Below are 19,049 nucleotides of genomic sequence, written 5' to 3'. Positions count from 1 at the left end.
TAATTCACGTAATTCAACACTTTTTCCCAGGTGAGCGCGCTAGATATAACCGCGCGCTAGCTTCCTTCCAATAACTTGCGCTCAGCCCGCTCTACCCGTCTTGGCTTACCTGCAATCACTAGTACGTCATGAGCTTGCAAAATAGCGTCTTGATCTGGGTCTTTAACTTCATTTCCATTCCGCCTTAACCCTTTAATCGCCACTCGCATTCTCGAAAAATCAATATCTTTTATGGCTTTGCCAATACAGGACGCATGTTCGGACAACACTACAGCATGAATAAATTCTAACTTGTCTTCCGTACCGTAGGTGATTTCTGTCGTTTCTCCCGGGTAAAAGCCGTGCATGTGATCGTAGCGACCTTTTCTCTCGGCCCGAACCCGCTTCAAAATACGTGACATCGGTACGCCTGCGTAATGCAAAACCTGCGATACCAACATTAAGCTGCCTTCTTGTAACTCGGGCACTACTTGGTTAGCGCCTGCGTTGTACAAGCTTTCAAGTTGGTAGTCTCGCTTGGTCCGCACCATGACATCAGTAGTGTTCGTTATACTACGTGTCTGTGTTATCACTTGCTTCGCCTTGTCTACTTGATCAAAGGTAACGAGTACCAACTTGGCACTTTCTACATTGGCATTAATCAATATATCTTTTTGACTCGCATCACCGAAAATAACGGGTTCTCCTGCGTTTCGACTCTCGTGCACTCTGACGGGGTCCATATCTATGGCAACAAAATGAATGCCTTCCATTTTAAGCATACGAGCTACCGACTGACCAACACGCCCGAAGCCACAGATTATGACATGATTGGATAACGGCTTGGCTTTGCCGTAACTCGCGCTGTCGTCAAAAGAAATATCCTTATTTACAATACGCTTAGCTATATTGATGCTGTTGTTCATAAGCCAGGGCGTTAACGCCATACTGATTACACCCATGCACACAATGAGCGATGATTGTTCTGACGTTAATACTCCATGTGTTGTTGCAAGCGCGGCAATAACAAAGCTAAACTCTCCAATCTGGCAAAGTTTAACCCCTGCAGACCAGCCATCTATTGCATCGGTTTTCACTAACAAAGATGCCGCTCTTACCAAGATGACTTTAACGATCATTAACGCAAAAACGCCAAAGACGATCTCAAACAAGCTGTTCCATAGTACGGTGAGCTCTAACTGCATACCCACAGTAACGAAAAATAAACCCATCAGAATATCGCGGAACGGACGAATGTCGGCTTCAAGTTGATATTTGTATTGGCTCTCCCCCAGCATCATTCCCGCCAAAAAGGCACCTAGCGCCATGGACAGCCCGAAATAATAGGTGAGCCCTCCTGCTAAAAGAGCAATTAAAATGGTAGTTAGCACAAAAAGCTCATCGGTCCGCGTTCTCGCCACTTCTCTAAACACCCAAGGTAGCAACCACTTACCTACTGACATGAGAAACGCAATAACAAACACACCTTTAAGCAATGCTTCCCCTAAAGCCAGCGCAATACTTACCTCGCTAGTCTGGGCCAAAAGAGGAATAGCGATAAGAAATGGGACCACTGCCAAGTCTTGAAAAAGCAAGATACTTACCGCCAGTTGTGTACGTCTGTTATTAAGTATGCCCATTTCGGTTGCTTGCTTGATAACTATAGCGGTAGAGCTGAGCGCAAGCGTACCGCCAATAATGATGGACGCACTCATTGGGATCCCGAAAAAAAGAGGAACACTAGTAAACACTGCCGTGGTAAACAACATTTGCCCTAGCCCCACCCCGAACACTAAAGAGCGCATTGCTAATAGCTTAGGTAGCGAAAACTCAAGACCCAGTGAAAAGAGCAGAAATACAATGCCAACTTCAGCAAGCAGGTGCATTTCTTCTGGGTGAGCGAACACAGAAAGCAGTTGTGGGCCTGAGAGTACGCCAGCAAAAAGGTAAGCAAGAATAGGAGGAAGGTGAATGCGTTTAAATAAGGCAACCGCGCACACCGATATAAACATCAATATTACGATATTTAAAAAGCTCGTTCCCACACTACCTCCTAACGTAGTTTAAACTTCCATTTGTATACCAAGCGCGAAAAATGGCGTGGTTTTACGCTTTAAACTAAAGACTAGTGCCGGAAACACTTTGTTGGCATCTAGTTTGCACAATCCCCTGTGTAAATGCAGATCCGGCAAATTTTGCCGCTGTGACCGTCATAAAATTAGCGAAAATACGATTGTGGTCACGGAAACGTCAGGGCTTTGACACTTGTTGCTTTGCATATCACCGCATTTTGTATAGGGGCACTACTGTGGATTTTTCAACGTCAGTCTACGATAGCACACAACATAACAACTTTTATCCTGCTGAAAGCCCAGGTAAATCACTCTCTTTTAGTGAGTTATCAGGCTTTATAACACAGCTACTTTCTACTCTTGAACTACAGGAGCTGGGTGGCGTGTATTTTCAGCAGCTAAACACGTTGTTACCTATTGTCGGGTTTAGCCTGTCTGACTTTGACTCCCGTTGGGTTTATGGCAATGCTAAAATATCGTCAACATTGATTGATTTACCACTTCAAGGTACTAATGCCGTTGATGGCACGCAAGCCCACGTTTATTATTACATTAGTTCACCCTTGTCCTTATCGCAACGGGAAAGCCTATTCCAACTGCATGATTTATTTGGAAAACAAGTAAAGCATGCGCTATCGTTAATGCGTGTTCAGCAAATGGCAACCAAAGATGTGCTAACTGGCTTAGGTAACCGTGCGGGCTTTGAACAGTCTATGACAAGGCAGCTCGGCTGGGCGCAAAGACATGACGACCCGTTCGCGCTTTTGGTTATAGACTTAGATAACTTCAAATACGTCAACGACAATTTCGGTCATGGTGAAGGCGATAAAGTGCTTGTTCATGTTGCGTCGCATCTAGAAAACATACTGCGTGATGAAGATGAGGCATTTCGCTATGGCGGCGACGAGTTTTGTTGCTTACTTGATTGTCAAACACAGCAACAGTTAGCGTGTGCAGCCCAGCGTATACAGGCGAGTGTAAATAGCTCTAGCTATCTATCTCGCTTAGGCGTATCAACAAGTCTCGGTGGCGCGATTTATCGTGATGGAGACACAATGAGTAGCCTCTTTGACCGCGCTGATAATGCGCTGTATCGTGTGAAAAATTCTGGCAAAAATAGTTACCACGCGGCATAACTCCGCTACGGACGCCTTTTCAAATGCGGCAAAAGAATGCCGCCTTTTTGCTTTGGCCGTTGTCATTTTATTCATCAACCCTTTGAACTTTTCATCACGCACCAATGGGAGCCCTGCACTCAATCCGGCGTAAACATTAACTCTATATCAGCAACTTTAGGTTGAAGAACGACACATTCTCCTTCGACGATAACTGCAACAGGCTGGTCGTTTAAGAATATAACCGGCACGCCATTTCGCTCCCATCGTGGCACGCGCCATACCTTAAACCATTCTTTTAGTAACTTAGACACATTTGCATTTTCTGGCTTTACCTTAAGGTTGCGAGCATTGGTTTGCAAAAAGAAGGCATCATCTACTCGCCCGTTCGGCGTTGCAATTCTAATATGGCCTTTGAGCCAAGGAAGCGCGATGTTTTGGTTAGGCGCTAATACTAGGTTTTGCGGTATTTCATGGGTGGCGTTCACCACCCAATAAAGGTCTTGGTCAAAACGTATTACTCTACCCCATTTGAAGTTTACTTCAGGGGTTGCATCGTGCTTTGCGTTTAACATAGCAAGTACTTGGTCTGTCTGTGCCTTTGATGGCGACAGCTGACCTTGTGATTTAAACCATGCGCGAATGACCATGGCCTGCCAAGGTAAAGACAATTCAGCGAGTTTTTTCCCGTCTAACCTGAACTCTGTGCGCTTACAGTCTTCAAAATATTGTTGCGCAGAATCGCTGACTAATTCACTTTGCTCAGCACAAAGCTCGGCGCTACGCCCCACAGTTTTGGTCAATTTAGGCCACCGCGCCAGCAAGTGAGGTATAATCTCGTTCCTTAAGAAGTTTCTATCAAAGCTGTTTTGCTGATTAGACTCATCCTCGACCCACTGAAGCATTTCCTCCTCTGCATAAGTAACGATTTCGCTTTTCTCAAGGGCTAGCATAGGACGCATAATCAACGTCTCACCTCGGTACTGCACTTCTCCCATACCCGCTAAGCCTTGTGGACCAGCTCCGCGTTTAAGCTGAAGCAATACAGTTTCAAGCTGATCTTCAGCATGTTGCCCTAATAGCAGTACACCGCCAATTTGGTCGCACACTTCTAGCAATGCGTTGTATCGAACTTTACGCGCTTCTGATTCCAAGCTCTTTCTAGAACTGGTATCAACGGCAACGCGATATTGGTGAAATTCAACATCTTCAAGTCGGCACTGCAGTTCACAGTGACGGGCCCAGTCGTCGGCATTATCACTTAAACCGTGATGTACATGTACTGCATGAATTGGACTATCAAATTGCTCCCTATACGCAATAACGGCTTGGAGCAAAACGGTCGAATCCACACCACCGCTATAAGCAACAACGAGAGGCATTTGAAGTGGTAGCTTTACATCTGTGAGTGACGCGGCTATGCGGTTGACGATATGTTCAATAGTGGGGGATTGTAGAGGGGTCACAGACCGGTAATACCTTATTCTTTAAACGCTATATTTCACTGAGGTTTAGCTTTGTATTTGGCTAAATACTAGCCTTCTAATAACACAAAAGGGTTGGATACCTAAAGTAAACAACCCCTTGCTCTTATATGCCTAACATGAACCAATACAAATTAAGCCACGGCTTGCAAGATTTTATATCAAACCTCTAAGCCCATCGAACGCAGCTTCACATACTGAGTGAATGTGCTTTTCAAGCCTACTCGATTGACTAAAATTAGCAATAACCGAACGACATTAAGCGCTGGTAACGCTCTTCCATCAATTTGGTTTTATCTAACTCTTTAAGCTGATTAAGCTGCTGCTTTATTACGGCCTTCAAATTAGCCGCCATACCATTGTGATCGCGATGTGCACCACCTAATGGCTCTTCAACAATACTGTTAATCAGGCCTAGCTCTTTAATTTGTGGCGCACTTACGCCCATCGCTTCAGCAGCGAGTGGTGCTTTTTCTGCACTTTTCCACAAAATAGACGCACAACCTTCTGGTGAAATAACCGAGTATGTAGAATATTGAAGCATATTAACGCGATCGCCAACACCAATCGCGAGTGCACCACCTGAACCACCTTCACCAATTACAGTACATACAATAGGAACAGTAAGCTCAGCCATTTCGAATAAGTTTTTCGCGATTGCTTCACTCTGGCCACGCTCTTCAGCCCCCACACCTGGGTATGCTCCTGGCGTATCGATAAACGTGATGATAGGCATGTTAAAGCGCTCAGCCATCTTCATAAGACGCAAGGCTTTACGGTAGCCTTCAGGTTTAGGCATACCGAAGTTACGTTTAATCTTTTCGTTGGTATCACGCCCTTTCTGATGACCAATAATCATCACTGGCTGGTCATCTAACATAGCTGGGCCACCAACAATCGCTTTATCGTCAGCAAACGCGCGGTCGCCAGCAAGCTCGTCGAATTCGGTAAAAATACGAGGAATGTAATCTAACGTGTATGGACGCATTGGGTGACGTGCCAGTTGAGAAACTTGCCATGCGCCAAGATCAGAAAAGATCTTTTTAGTAAGCTCTGCGCTTTTACCGCGAAGCTTATTGATTTCTTCTTCGATACCAACGTCAAACTCGCCACCTTGATTCACCAACCTAAGCTCTTCAATTTTTGCTTCTAGTTCGGCTATTGGCTGTTCAAAGTCCAAAAACTGTATACTCATTTCATGTCCTATTCGTACTACGCTCGTCTATGCAAACGCGAGATGTCCAATCTATCGAACTCTTACCCCTAATGGTAGAGAATTGAAACGGCTTTGTCTCCCAAACATTGTTTGAGATCGTGTAAAAGTTGGTCTTCAGGGGTAACGTACCATCTCGCACCACACGCCAAGGTTACTTCAGCGTCTGGATGGGTTACCGCTAACTGAACAGGACAACTCCCACCATTAAATGCCTGCAGGATAGACTGCATCTGACTCATTTTCTTCGGTTCAAGCAGCTGGGTATCAATATTAAGTGCCAGCGCTCTCGCGTTTTTCTCTCGTGCCTGAACAATGTCCATTACATCACGGGCGGTGATTGTATTGCCCCCAGAGAAATCATCAAAGCTGACCTGTCCCTTTATTAGCAATATTCTGTCAGTTTCTAACACACTTTCGAACTGTTCGTACATATCGGGGAAGAAACGTACGTCTATTCTGGCACTCTTATCATCCAGTGTCACTATAGCCCAGCGACGGCCCCGTTTGTTCGTCATTACGCGTACGCCAAGCACCAATCCTACTGCGCTGGCCATTTGGTCCTTGTTCGTCGGTTTTAAATCAACTAAACGCCCGTCGGTGTAGTAACGCAATTCTTCCGCGTATTGATTGATGGGGTGACCGGTTAAGTACAAGCCTAGGGTATCTTTTTCACCTTCTAGCCATACTTTCTCGGGCCACTCAGGGACGTCAGCAAACGCTTGCTTTACGTCTTCTGGCTCGGTAGTGAGTAGGCCAAACATGTCTGACTGACCAAACGACTCAGCTTTTGCGTGCTGTCCAGCGGCAGCAAGGGCTTCTGGTAGACTTGCCATAAGGCTTGCGCGATGTGGACCTAAGTTGTCCATTGCCCCCGCTAATACTAGCTTTTCTAGCACTCGCTTGTTTACCCGTTTAATGTCTATCTTGGCGCAGAAATCAAAAAGATCCTTAAATGACCCTTGGGTCTCCCGCGCTTCAATAATTGCTTCAATTGGGCCTTCGCCCACCCCTTTAATCGCACCGATACCATAAACAATGCGACCTTCGCTATCGACGGTAAATTTGTATTTACCCGCATTTAAATCTGGCGGCAGTATCTCAATCCCCATGCGCTCACATTCATCGACAAGCGTCACGATTTTATCGGTGTTATCCATATCTGCCGACATTACCGCAGCCATGAATTCCGCAGGATAATGCACTTTCAGCCACAGGGTTTGGTAAGACACCAACGCGTAAGCGGCAGAGTGAGATTTGTTAAAGCCGTAACCCGCAAACTTTTCTACCAAGTCGAAGATTTTCATTGCTAGGTCTGGGTCAATGTTATTACCCTTCGCACCTTCAGCAAACGTACCGCGCTGCTTGGCCATTTCTTCAGGCTTTTTCTTACCCATCGCTCGACGAAGCAAGTCAGCGCCGCCCAGCGAGTAGCCCGCCATTTCCTGAGCAATCTGCATTACCTGTTCTTGATACAAGATAATGCCGTAGGTAGGCTCTAGAATTTCCTTCAAGCACTCGTGCTGATATTCAGCATCCGGATAGGATATTTCTTCACGTCCGTGCTTACGGTCAATAAAGTTATCTACCATGCCTGATTGCAATGGCCCCGGACGGAATAGAGCGACCAGTGCGATGATATCTTCAAAGCAGTCTGGCTTAAGGCGCTTAATCAGCTCTTTCATGCCGCGAGATTCCAGCTGGAATACCGCTGTTGTCTCGGCGTTTTGAAGGGTTCTGAAACTCTTAGGATCTTCAAGCGGAATGGCGCTGATGTCTACATCATCGTTCTTGCCTTCTTTGATCATATCAATTGCCCACTGAATAATAGTCAGTGTACGAAGACCTAAGAAGTCAAATTTTACTAAGCCCGCCGTTTCAACATCGTTTTTGTCGAATTGGGTTACGGGGTTTTTACCTTCGTCATCACAATACAAAGGCGAGAAATCAGTAATTGTGGTTGGCGCAATAACAACACCACCGGCGTGTTTACCGGCATTACGGGTTACCCCCTCAAGAATGCGCGCCATATCGATAAGGTCTTTCACTTCCTCATCGCTTTCGTACACTTCTGGCAGCTGTGGCTCAGCTTTAAACGCTTTTTCTAGCGTCATGCCAGGATCTGGCGGAATAAGCTTTGATATCCTGTCTACAAAACCGTAAGGGTGACCAAGCACACGGCCCACATCGCGCACTACTGCTTTGGCCGCCATAGTACCGAAAGTAATGATCTGCGATACCGCCTGACGCCCGTAAAGCTCAGCAACGTGGTCGATTACCTCGTCTCGTCTATCCATACAGAAATCGACGTCGAAGTCAGGCATAGATACACGCTCTGGGTTCAAGAAACGTTCGAATAGTAAGTCGAATTCAAGTGGGTCTAGGTCGGTAATTTTTAGGGCATAGGCCACCAGTGAACCCGCACCAGAACCACGCCCTGGCCCTACCGGAATTCCGTTATCCTTACTCCATTGAATGAACTCCATAACGATAAGGAAATAACCTGGGAATCCCATTTGGTTGATAACTTCAAGCTCAATGCGAAGTCGGTCATCGTACTCTGGGCGTTTCGCTTTGCGCACTTCCTCATCGGGGAAAAGAAATTCTAGACGTTCTTCCAGCCCTTCTTCAGATACCTTAACCAGGAAGTCTTCGGTGGTCATACCGCCAGTTGGAAACTGTGGCAAGAAGTACTCGTTTAAGCGTACGGTAACGTTACAGCGCTTGGCAATTTCAACGGTATTTTCAATGGCTTCAGGAATATCGCTAAATAGCTCAACCATTTCCTCAGCAGTACGAAGGTACTGCTGGTCGCTGTAGCGCTTAGGGCGACGGTTATCATCTAGCGTGTAGCCATCGTGAATACATACGCGAATTTCGTGCGCGTCGAAGCCCTCTCGGTCAATAAAGCACACTTCATTAGTGGCCACTACAGGTAAACCACGCTGTTCAGCAAGCTCTACGGCATGGTGTAAGTAATCTTCTTCGCCTTGTCTACCAGTTCGAATAAGCTCTAAATAGAAACGGTCAGGAAAATGGGTTAGATAAAACTTAAGGGCACTATCGAGAAGCTTGGCGTTATTTTTCATTAAACCTACGCCGATATCGCCGTGCTGTGCGCCCGATAAAACAATAACGCCTTCGCTATGCTCTGCTAACCACTCTTGGTCAATAACTGCGCGGTGCGCTAAGTGGCCGCGAAGGTAAGCCTTGGATATAAGAATAGTAATATTCTTATATCCCTCATTATTCATCGCAATAAGGGTTAGCCTGAAAGGTTCATCGCCAAAAGCTTCATTAGTCACCCAAAAATCGGTACCAATGATGGGTTTAATACCTAAATTGTGTGCCTCGGAATAGAATTTTACCAAGCCACACATATTCATTTGGTCGGTGATCGCCACGGCAGGCATGCCAAGCGCGGCCACTTTACCTAAAATAGGCTTAACCTTATTCAGGCCGTCCATCATCGAAAAGTCGCTGTGAACACGTAAATGAATAAATGGCGATGACATGATGTTATTTCTCTTCGAGTAGCGCTTTTACAGGTTTAAAACTTTTTCGATAGCAGTCTAAGATGCCATATTCAGCGATGGCTTCAAAGTGTGCTTTTGTAGGGTAACCTTTGTGTCCGGCAAAGTTATATTGCGGGTAGGCCTCGTGAAGCGAAATCATATCGTTGTCTCGCTCTACCTTGGCAATAATAGATGCAGCGGAAATTTCTGCGTGTAGGCTGTCACCTTTCACTACCGCTTCAGACTCAAAATTCCAAGCCGGAACGCGGTTGCCGTCTACGCGCACAAAGTCAGGCTTTACAGGTAAACCTTCCACTGCGCGGATCATGGCGAGCATGGTAGCGTGCAGTATATTAAGCTTATCTATTTCTTCTGGGCTCGCTCTACCGATATTCCAGTATAGTGCTTTTTCACGAATTTCTTGGGCAAGGGCTACGCGCTTTTTTTCACTCAGTTTTTTAGAGTCGGTTAGCCCTTCAATGGGATTTTCAGGGTCGAGAATGACCGCGGCGGTAACCACATCACCTACTAAAGGGCCGCGACCAACTTCATCAACGCCGGCAATTAACTTATGCAAACAATTCCTCCACGACAGCTTTTGCTGCTGTTTTATCAGCGTTGCATTTTAGCGTATGGTGGAGGTCGGTAAAACGGGAAATCAGGGCTGAATTATCACTTTCGAAAAAGTTAAGTAACTGATTGCTCATATTCTCTGCATTTACTTCTTCTTGAAGTAATTCAGGAATAATAGCTTCATTAGCCAATAAGTTCGGCAAAGTGAAAAACGGCGCTTTATACAAGCGCTGCATAATTTTATACGTGAGTGGTGCAAGTAAATAAGCGGCCACCATGGGGCGCTTACATAACATGGCCTCTAAAGTAGCCGTGCCTGAAGCAAGCAAGATAACATCACTAGCTATCATCGCATCTCGCGATGTGCCTTGCGTTACCTGAATGGGTAAACGTTCCTCTGCATTATTGGCTTCCAGCAAGAGTGCTTTTATTTGTGCAAGACGATGTTCGTTAGCAGCAGGGATAAGAAATTGAATGTCGCTGCGTTTAGCATGAATAGCTTCTATGGTCTCCAGAAATACAGGAAGTAGCGTTTCTACTTCGCCTCTGCGTGAGCCGGGAAGTACAGCCAATACGGAAGCATTACTATCTACACCTAATTCTTGGCGCGCCGCATTTTGGTCGGGCTCAATTGCTATAGCGTCAGCCATTGTGTGTCCCACAAAGGTATAGGGAACATGGTATTTATCGTAAACCTGCTGCTCGAAAGGAAATAAACCCAATACGCGATTAGTCGCTTTCGCTATTTTATGGATGCGCTTTTCACGCCACGCCCATACAGTCGGACTCACATAGTGCATGGTTTTGATACCGCGTGCTTTAAGCGCTTTTTCTACTCTTAGATTAAAATCAGGCGCATCAATACCCACAAATATATCTGGCGGATTTTGCTCAAAATGAGCAAGAAGCTGTTTTTTAACTTTTAAAATGGCGGGTAGATGGGAGAGGACTTCAACAAGTCCCATAACCGACAGCGTTTCCATATCGAACAGACTATGGAAACCTGCGTTTATCATGTTTGGGCCGCCAATACCTTCGACAATAGCATCTGGGTATTGGCGCTTCAACTCGGCAACCATTCCGGCGGCAAGCACGTCACCAGAGGGCTCTCCGGCAACCATGCCGATACGGATAGGTGTAGACATAATTAGCGAATAATGCCTCGCTCTGAGTCTTGTAAAAACTTAACCATTAGTGCCACACCGGGGAATTCCTTTGAAGGCTCAGCAAGTTTTTCAATGGCTTCTTGTATGGTATTGCCTTCGCGGTATATCACTTTGTAAGCGCGCTTAATAGCCATTACTTCTTCTTTGTTGAAACCGCGACGCTTAAGCCCTTCAGAATTAATTCCCTGTGGAATATTCTTTTGACCGCTTACCATAACAAAAGGAGGTACGTCGCGCAGAATAATACCGCCAGCCCCCAAGAACGAATGCGCACCAATCCTACAAAACTGATGAATTCCTGCAGCACCACCAACAATCACATGGTCATCCATGTGAACATGGCCAGCTATTGCAACACTGTTCGCAATAATGATGTCGTTGCCTAGAACACAATCGTGGGCCACATGGGAGTTGGCCATAAATAAACAACGAGAACCGATAATGGTAATGCTGTTGTCTTGGATAGTGCCTCGGTGAACGGTTACCCCTTCCCTAAACTCGTTATCATCGCCGATTACAAGTTCAGTAGGCTCGCCCGCATATTTTTTATCCTGGCAGTCTTCACCAATTGAAGAAAACTGATAAAACTTATTATTTTTACCGATACGCGTTGGGCCGCGCACCACCACATGTGACTTCAGAATACAGCCATCGCCTATGGTAACGTTATCGTCTACCACACAAAATGGGCCAATGGTGACATGTTCACCAATCGTTGCACTTTCTGAAATTACCGCAGTCGGATGGATCACGTTAAGCTATCTCTCTCATCGCACACATAAACTCTGCAATACAAGCGATGTCACCATCGACACTTGCAGTACCCTTAAATTTCCAAATCCCTCTGCGCTCTTTAACTAAAGCGACATCAAATTCGAGCCTGTCTCCTGGTACAACAGGACGCTTAAAGCGTGCGTTATCAATTCCTGCATACAAGTATAACTTATCATTGTTACCCATTGTCTTAAATCCCAAAACACCGGCGGCTTGTGCCATTGCTTCAAGAATTAACACACCAGGGAAAATTGGGTGCTCAGGGAAGTGCCCCATGAAACACGGCTCATTGATAGTGATATTCTTGTAAGCCTTTACAGACTCACCCAGAACATAATCTGTAACACGATCAACAAGTAGGAATGGATACCGATGTGGTAACAATTCCAATATCTCCTGAATTTCGATGGTATTAAGTGAATTGGCCAAAAACTTTCTCCTGTATACAAGCATGACCTATAACTATTTTATACCAATACGGATGATTGATTGGCATACTGGTCAAACTCGCCGTAAAACTAAAAACGGCGGCAACCATACGCTGTTAAGCGCGAAAAACAAATCAGACCAACACCTTTGGGGAGTTGGTCTGACAATTTTCACAACCGATTAGCGCTGTTGATTAATTAGTTTTACTTACTTGCTCAAGAACTTGCTCAGATAAATCGTGCTCTTCTTTTGCAAACGCAACTGCACCAGCGTTAAGTACTAAATCGTAACCTTGCTTTGCTGCAACAGCGTCGATAGCCTGCTTGATAAGGCCAAGAAGCTTGTTACGCTCCTCGTTACTGCGACGTTGAATATTTTGCTGTAAAGGTTGCCCTTTTTTAGCTAGCTCTTCACGCACTGACAAGATTTTTTGTTCTAGTTCTTTCTTCTCGGCATCGCTCATTGTCGCTGCATCACGCTGAAGACGCTCTGCATAAAACTGACCATCGCGCTGCAGTTGATTCACTTCTTCAAGCTGATCTTTAAACTCAGCCTGAATAGCGTTTTGAATTTCAGCCGCTTGCGGCATCGCTTGGAAAATACCTTGCACATCGACAACAGCCACTTTCTGCTCGGCCATTACAGATGTACTAACTAAAGCGCTACCCAACATAGCTCCTGCAACGATATGTTTTACCAACTGTTTCAAAGGGAACTCCTTTTGTAAATCCTACTAAAGAGCGCGCTCAAAACGCGCTCACTTTAATGTCTTAGAAAGTTTGACCAATGTTGAAAGTGAAGAATCTCGCATCGTCACCATCACGTTCCTGTATCGCTTTCGAGAAGCTGAATACCATAGGTCCCATTGGCGAAATCCACTGAACCGATATACCAGCCGAGCTACGATACAGACTCCAATCAGAATAGTCCAATAGCTCGCCACGTTGAGTAGACGCTATGTCAAACTGACGGTAATAGTCATAATCAAACTCAGTATCCCACACGTTACCCACATCCACAAACAAACTTGTGCGCACAGAGTTATCCATTTCTTCTTCTACAAACGGTGTGGGAACAATTAACTCAACACCACCAAGCGCCATTGCGTTACCACCTAGGCTTCGCTGCGACCAAGACAGCTGTGCATCAGCGGGATCACCTGTAAACACATCACCATCGGGACCAACAATGCTACCCGTGTTGCCTAGGAATATGCCGCGAGGACCTACCGTATTATTTTCAAAGCCACGTAGTGAGTCTGAACCACCTGCCGTAAAGTTCTCTGTAAACGGCAATATTTGCTCATTGCCGTTAATATCACCATAACCATTACCGTAACCAAGACGTACACGAGCCAAGAAAGACCAGCGCTGGTTACGTGATAATGGAAAATACCATTTTCCGTCAAAAACTGATTTGAAATAGTTAACGTCTGAATTAGGCGTAGTAATACTGAATGATGCTCGCTGAGACGAACCTGCGGTAGGGAACAAGCCGCGGTTAAGCGTACTTCTGCTCCAGCTTACGCTAGCCAAATAGCTGTCGTATTTAATGGCTGCATCAGGGTCTTCACCATTAGTAAACTGATTGTAGAACTGTTCCGTTTGCTCGTAATAACCGCGGTTAAAGAGCTCAACATTGCTGTAGGTCAAGCCGAAGTTAATACGGTTGAATTCGTTAATTGGGTAACCAATGTTCGCACCAATTGACCAACGTTTTGAGTTGTATTGGATTACGTTGAAGTCGGATCCGTCGAATTCACTGTAGCCTATGCTTCCACCCAAGCTGATACCATCAATGGTAAAATAAGGGTCGTTATAGGTGATTTGCGCACTACGCTGATAAGAAACCGTACTAAGGTTCAAGCCAACACGCTTACCAGTACCTAAGAAGTTATCTTGCTGGATACCCGCCTGCAAACTTAGCTTCGTTCTATCACCGTAACCGATACCCGCATTGAATGAGCCCGATGGCTGTTCTTTGACGTTAAAATTAACGTCTACTTTATCTTCCGACCCTGGAATACGCACGGTTTCAAACTCGACTTCTTCCATATAGGTGAGTCGAGAAAGCTGATTCTTAGAAGACTCTAACAAGTTATTCGACAGCCACGTGCCTTCCATTTGACTTACGTTCTGACGCAGTACGCTATCTGCTGTTACCACGTTACCGTTAAACTTAATACGGTTGACGTAAATACGCTTACCTGGGTCAACAGACAGTGTCAGCTTAACTGTTTTGTCTTCGTCATTAATTTCAGGAACCGTAGTTACTGTTGGGTAAGCGTACCCAAAACGACCAAGATACTTACTGATAAATTCTTCTGTATACGTCACTTCTGCTTGGTTATACAACTCACCCGTTGTAAGAGGAAGCACGCGCTCGATATACTCTTCATGACCAAGTACATCGCCCACTAATTCCACTTCAGAGATGGTGTACTGCTCACCCTCTGTAACGTTCATAGCTATGTAGATGCCTGACTTTTCAGGTGTCATTGAAACTTGGGTAGAGTCGACGTTAAAACGCAAGTAACCGCGGTTCAAGTAATGGTTACGCAGCGTTTCCATATCACCTTGCAAGGTTTGTTGCTGGTAGCGGGTTTCTGATAAGAAATCCCACCAAGGCGTGTCATACTGCAGCTCGAAAGCCTCCATCAACTCTTCGTCTGAAAAGATTTCGTTACCGACAATATTGATTTGCTCAATCTCAGCGGCATCGCCTTCTTCGAAAAGCAACTTCAAGTCTACGCGGTTACGCGGTAGCGGTGTGATGATGGCTGTTACATCAGCATTGTATTTACCAATGCTATAAAAAAAGTCTTTGAGACCGTTCTCAATAGAAGTTAATACTGTCTTATCAAGCGGTTCACCAATGCGAACACCGTTTCCGTCCAAGCTTTCCTGTAGCTGCTCATCTTTTATATCATCGTTGCCGTCAAAAATAATATTGCTGATGGTAGGACGTTCAGAAACACGCACAACGAGCGTATTGCCGTCGCGAAGAATTTCTACATTTTCAAAGTGAGTTGAAGAGTACAGCGAGCGAATAAGCTGCGTTACCCTAAATGTATTAAGCTCGTCGCCAACTTGTACGGGCAAGTAGGTTAAGGCTGCACCAAGTGCAACTCGTTGCAAACCTTCTACGCGAATATCTTCAACGACAAATTCACTGTCTTGCGCCGCAGCGTTGGCAAAGCTAGCACTGGAAAGAATGGCTCCGGCTGCTACTAACTGTTTTAACTTCATCTATTTTTCTTTTCCTAGCCGCGTTTTGTATTAGCTGTTTTGTACTTCCTGATTTCAATCAGGTTATGCGAGCGATATCGTTAAAAATTGCGATACCCATGATCATAAACAGAAGCACGCCACCTATTCTGTAACCCCATTCCTGCACCGCTTCAGGCACAGGTTTGCCTGTGATCCACTCCACGATAAAAAACATGAGGTGACCACCATCAAGCATGGGCAAGGGTAATAAATTTATTATGCCTAAATTTACGCTTATTAAGGCAAGAAAACTCAAAAAGTACGCAAGTCCATACCCAGCACTTGTTCCCGCACCTTGAGCAATTGAGATAGGCCCGCTCAAATTCTTCACTGACACGTCGCCTGTGATGAGCTTACCTATCATTTCAACACTGAGTGTCATAAGGCGCCACGTTTTATCAAGCGCCTTCCCAATAGCCTCTATAATGCCATATTGATGAGTAAACACATACCCTTCTGGCCAAGGCTCAAATGTTGGGCTTACACCGAGATAGCCACTTTGCCCCTGTGGTGTATCGCGGCGCGCTATCGTGGCATCTAACGTCAGTGGTTGTCCATCTCTTTGTATATCAAGTGAGATATTCTCTCCGGGACTTTCAACAATAACGTCAACTAATCGCTCCCACGATGACAACTTGGTACCATTTAGTGCAATGAGCTCATCACCGGGTTTTAAGCCCGCTTGCTGAGCCGCACTCCCTTCACCAACGAACCCAACGATTAACGTTGCGTCTGGACGATAAGGGGTAAGTCCTAAGCTGCTTAAAGGAGACTCGCTATCTGGGTCAAAGTTCCAAGCCCCCAGTGTAAAAGTCAGTTCTTTTTCGACATTTGATGAATTTTTAACCGTAACACTGGCATTTTCAGCACCAATATTTGAGACTATTTCTAAATTAACGGCTTCCCAATCGGGTGTACTTCTGTCGCCTATTTTAATAATTTCATCGCCAGGTCGCACTCCAGCAATGGCTGCAATGCTTTCTGGTTCAACCTCTTTCACTACCGGTTTAACCGTGTCCAGTCCCACCAAATACATTAACCACAGGGCGAAAAATGCAAAAATAAAATTAACACCAGGGCCCGCTGCGATCACCGCCATGCGCTGTAGTACTGGTTTGTTGTTGAAGGCTTTATCTTCTAACTCGGGCGGTACGTCATCAATCCGGCCATCAAGCATGCGAACGTAGCCACCAAGCGGGATCATAGCGATAACATATTCAGTACCCGACTTGCTTGTCTTACGCCAAATTGGCTTTCCAAAACCAATTGAAAAACGCTCTACTTGCACACCGCATTGACGAGCAACGTAAAAGTGCCCCCATTCATGTACAGCAACCAAAATGCCTAAGGCTACAATGAATGCACCAAGACTCCATAAAAATGCTAGCACTGGAATTTACCTCGAATAATTTCGTTAGCTTTTGCTCTTGCTAAGCTGTCTTGCTCTAGTATTTGCTGAATAGAACTTACTGAAACATAAGGCATGGCGTTAAGCGTGGCGTCATTCACTTTGGCAATGTCACAAAACTGAATCTTACCTTCTAAAAAGGCTTCAACTGCCACTTCATTTGATGCGTTCACACGCGTTGTTGCACATTGCCCCTCTTTGCATGCATCAATTGCAAGCTTTAAATTAGGGTAACGCTCAAAGCAAGGCGTTTGAAAGCTGAAGTTTGCTATATCTGAAAAGTCGAGTGGCGTAACGCCAGCTTCAATTCGCTGCGGATGTGCCAAGCCATAGGCGATAGGCGTGCGCATGTCAGGGTTGCCCATTTGTGCGATGACCGAACCGTCAACGTATTGCACCATAGAGTGAATAATACTTTGCGGGTGGATAACCACATCAATATCATCAACCCCAGCGCCAAACAGCCAACAAGCTTCAATGAACTCCAACCCCTTGTTCATCATAGTCGCCGAATCGATTGTTATTTTTCTGCCCATCGACCAGTTAGGATGTGTACTCGCTTCATCAATAGTAATTGACGAGAAGCTATTAAGCACCCTTTCTCTAAACGGACCACCTGAACCCGTAAGCAGAATTTTACGAATGCCTGATGCCGCGAAATTACCGTATTCATAATCGTTCGGTAAGCACTGAAATATGGCGTTGTGCTCGCTGTCAATAGGAAGAATTTCTGCGCCACTTTGATTCGCTGCTTCGATAAATAAAGCGCCGGACATGACCAAGGCTTCTTTGTTGGCAAGCAAAACGCGCTTGCCAGCCTTAACCGCTGCCAATGTAGGTAGTAGCCCTGCCGCTCCCACAATAGCTGCCATCACGGCATCAACCTCAGGCGCACTTGATACTTCTTCCAGCGCCTTGGCTCCAGAGAGAATTTCTGCGTCAACGCCATACTGAGATGATAACTCACAAGCATCTTTGTAGTGAGCATCATCGGCAATTACCACATAGCGCGGTGCGCATTTCTGAGCCTGCTCCATAAGTAATTCAAGCTGAGAGTTACCAGTAATAGCAAATACGCGGTATTTATCTGGATGGCGGTTTATTACGTCAAGTGTATTACAACCAATGGAGCCGGTGGCCCCTAACACTGTTACTGTTTGCATTACGCCATCCAGGTTACATAGCAGAACGCGAAAACAGGGAAAGCTGCTGTTAAGCTATCAATTCTATCAAGCACACCACCGTGACCAGGAAGAATTTTGCCACTGTCTTTTATACCCGCACAGCGTTTTAGCATGCTTTCGTTCAAATCGCCAAGGGCTGAAACAGCAACTGTGATGCCACCAATAGCTAAATGAAGCCATATACGAGACGGTTCTACTTGATAGTGAAGAGCAGCAAAAGCGATAATGGCAAATGAAGCTGCAATCCCACCTAGCAAGCCTTCTAAGCTTTTGCCAGGCGATACATTTGGACGCAATTTATGGCGACCAAATTTCACGCCAACAAAGAATGCGCCTATATCTGCTGCCCAAACAATACCAAGTACGTAGAAGATAAGTGAGGCACCATAGAACGGGTCTACATCGTGCAAACTCGTACGAAGCGCCACTACTGCTACCCATGTAGGAATAAGCGTAAGTGCACCAAACAGGGTTCTGACGCTACGGCTGTCCTTCCAGAACCTAGAATATTTAGGGTAGGCAAGCACCATGAATAAAGAGGCTATCCACCACAAAACCGCAATGGTTAATATTGCGCGATATAAGCCGTGTAACTGGCCTTGATACCAAATTGCGCTAGCATCAACAATAAGTGACAATGTAATGCATATGGCGAAGGCGCCCGCCATATAAATAAGCTTTTTTGGACGCTCACATACGCCCGACATATTCGCCCACTCATAAGCCCCAATTCCGACAACGCCAGCAATGGCTATTTCAAACCAAAATATAGGAAGAAAAAGAATAGCGTAAAGCGCCAGTGGCGCGAGAATTAATGCGGTTATTATTCGTTGTTTTAGCATAATTTGCCCTTGGCAATCGTTACTAG

14 protein-coding genes are annotated in these 19,049 nt (G+C 45.5%); 1 reads left to right on the top strand and 13 read right to left on the bottom strand.

All coding sequences use genetic code 11. The features are described 5' to 3' along the window. Nucleotides 1–56: 56 nt before the first annotated feature. Nucleotides 57–2,024, bottom strand: coding sequence for a cation:proton antiporter domain-containing protein (locus tag V7R42_RS06325; RefSeq protein ID WP_334019342.1), 1,968 nt, complete (start codon nucleotides 2,022–2,024; stop codon nucleotides 57–59). 263 nt (nucleotides 2,025–2,287) lie between these two features. Here V7R42_RS06325 and V7R42_RS06320 point away from each other — a divergent pair, with 263 nt between their 5' ends. Continuing rightward, nucleotides 2,288–3,187, top strand: a complete 900-nt coding sequence (locus tag V7R42_RS06320; RefSeq protein ID WP_334019341.1) for a GGDEF domain-containing protein — start codon at nucleotides 2,288–2,290, stop codon at nucleotides 3,185–3,187. A gap of 119 nt (nucleotides 3,188–3,306) precedes the next feature. Here V7R42_RS06320 and tilS read toward each other — a convergent pair whose 3' ends face one another. The 12 genes from tilS to V7R42_RS06260 form a co-directional block, all read right to left on the bottom strand. Continuing rightward, on the bottom strand, nucleotides 3,307–4,632 hold the full coding sequence (gene tilS / locus V7R42_RS06315) for a tRNA lysidine(34) synthetase TilS (protein WP_334019340.1): 1,326 nt from the start codon (nucleotides 4,630–4,632) through the stop codon (nucleotides 3,307–3,309). 256 nt (nucleotides 4,633–4,888) lie between these two features. After that, complete coding sequence (gene accA / locus V7R42_RS06310) at nucleotides 4,889–5,845, bottom strand: acetyl-CoA carboxylase carboxyl transferase subunit alpha (protein WP_014948567.1); 957 nt, start codon at nucleotides 5,843–5,845, stop codon at nucleotides 4,889–4,891. A gap of 68 nt (nucleotides 5,846–5,913) precedes the next feature. Continuing rightward, entirely contained in the window at nucleotides 5,914–9,378 is a 3,465-nt protein-coding gene (dnaE, locus tag V7R42_RS06305) for a DNA polymerase III subunit alpha (protein WP_334019339.1), read from the bottom strand. 4 nt (nucleotides 9,379–9,382) lie between these two features. After that, entirely contained in the window at nucleotides 9,383–9,955 is a 573-nt protein-coding gene (rnhB, locus tag V7R42_RS06300; protein ID WP_014997575.1) for a ribonuclease HII, read from the bottom strand. Beyond that, nucleotides 9,948–11,096 carry a lipid-A-disaccharide synthase gene (gene lpxB, locus V7R42_RS06295; protein WP_334019337.1) on the bottom strand — a complete coding sequence of 383 codons (1,149 nt, stop codon included), beginning with the start codon at nucleotides 11,094–11,096 and terminating at the stop codon, nucleotides 9,948–9,950. Before lpxB ends, rnhB begins: the two co-directional genes overlap by 8 nt. A 2-nt stretch (nucleotides 11,097–11,098) precedes the next feature. Next, nucleotides 11,099–11,869 (bottom strand): acyl-ACP--UDP-N-acetylglucosamine O-acyltransferase, encoded by a 771-nt coding sequence (gene lpxA / locus V7R42_RS06290; protein WP_334019336.1) that lies wholly within the window; start codon nucleotides 11,867–11,869, stop codon nucleotides 11,099–11,101. Nucleotide 11,870: 1 nt separating this feature from the next. Then, the gene (gene fabZ, locus V7R42_RS06285; RefSeq protein ID WP_334019335.1) at nucleotides 11,871–12,320 is read right to left on the bottom strand and encodes a 3-hydroxyacyl-ACP dehydratase FabZ; all 450 of its coding nucleotides are present in this window, start codon (nucleotides 12,318–12,320) and stop codon (nucleotides 11,871–11,873) included. 193 nt (nucleotides 12,321–12,513) lie between these two features. Beyond that, entirely contained in the window at nucleotides 12,514–13,029 is a 516-nt protein-coding gene (locus tag V7R42_RS06280; protein WP_334019334.1) for an OmpH family outer membrane protein, read from the bottom strand. Between the two features lie 61 nt (nucleotides 13,030–13,090). Further along, complete coding sequence (bamA, locus tag V7R42_RS06275) at nucleotides 13,091–15,568, bottom strand: outer membrane protein assembly factor BamA (RefSeq protein WP_334019333.1); 2,478 nt, start codon at nucleotides 15,566–15,568, stop codon at nucleotides 13,091–13,093. Nucleotides 15,569–15,626: 58 nt separating this feature from the next. Then, a complete protein-coding gene (gene rseP, locus V7R42_RS06270) occupies nucleotides 15,627–16,979 on the bottom strand; it encodes a sigma E protease regulator RseP (RefSeq protein WP_334019332.1) in 1,353 nt (450 codons plus the stop codon). Next, complete coding sequence (gene ispC, locus V7R42_RS06265) at nucleotides 16,973–18,160, bottom strand: 1-deoxy-D-xylulose-5-phosphate reductoisomerase (RefSeq protein WP_334019330.1); 1,188 nt, start codon at nucleotides 18,158–18,160, stop codon at nucleotides 16,973–16,975. Before ispC ends, rseP begins: the two co-directional genes overlap by 7 nt. After that, nucleotides 18,160–19,023, bottom strand: coding sequence for a phosphatidate cytidylyltransferase (locus V7R42_RS06260; protein ID WP_334019329.1), 864 nt, complete (start codon nucleotides 19,021–19,023; stop codon nucleotides 18,160–18,162). Before V7R42_RS06260 ends, ispC begins: the two co-directional genes overlap by 1 nt. Nucleotides 19,024–19,049: the final 26 nt, after the last annotated feature.

The organism is Alteromonas sp. S015 (assembly GCF_036864485.1).
In the GTDB taxonomy this organism is placed as follows: Bacteria; Pseudomonadota; Gammaproteobacteria; order Enterobacterales; family Alteromonadaceae; genus Alteromonas.
Note: the sequence above shows the minus strand (reverse complement) of the source record. Positions and strands in the feature narration are given on the sequence as shown.

Bases quoted from the DNA above. Each gene is read 5' to 3' on its own strand.
- bamA (WP_334019333.1), bottom strand. From the start codon at position 15,568: ATGAAGTTAAAACAGTTAGTAGCAGCCGGAGCCATTCTTTCCAGTGCT.
- accA (WP_014948567.1), bottom strand. From the start codon at position 5,845: ATGAGTATACAGTTTTTGGACTTTGAACAGCCAATAGCCGAACTAGAA.
- V7R42_RS06260 (WP_334019329.1), bottom strand. From the start codon at position 19,023: ATGCTAAAACAACGAATAATAACCGCATTAATTCTCGCGCCACTGGCG.
- dnaE (WP_334019339.1), bottom strand. From the start codon at position 9,378: ATGTCATCGCCATTTATTCATTTACGTGTTCACAGCGACTTTTCGATG.
- lpxB (WP_334019337.1), bottom strand. From the start codon at position 11,096: ATGTCTACACCTATCCGTATCGGCATGGTTGCCGGAGAGCCCTCTGGT.
- ispC (WP_334019330.1), bottom strand. From the start codon at position 18,160: ATGCAAACAGTAACAGTGTTAGGGGCCACCGGCTCCATTGGTTGTAAT.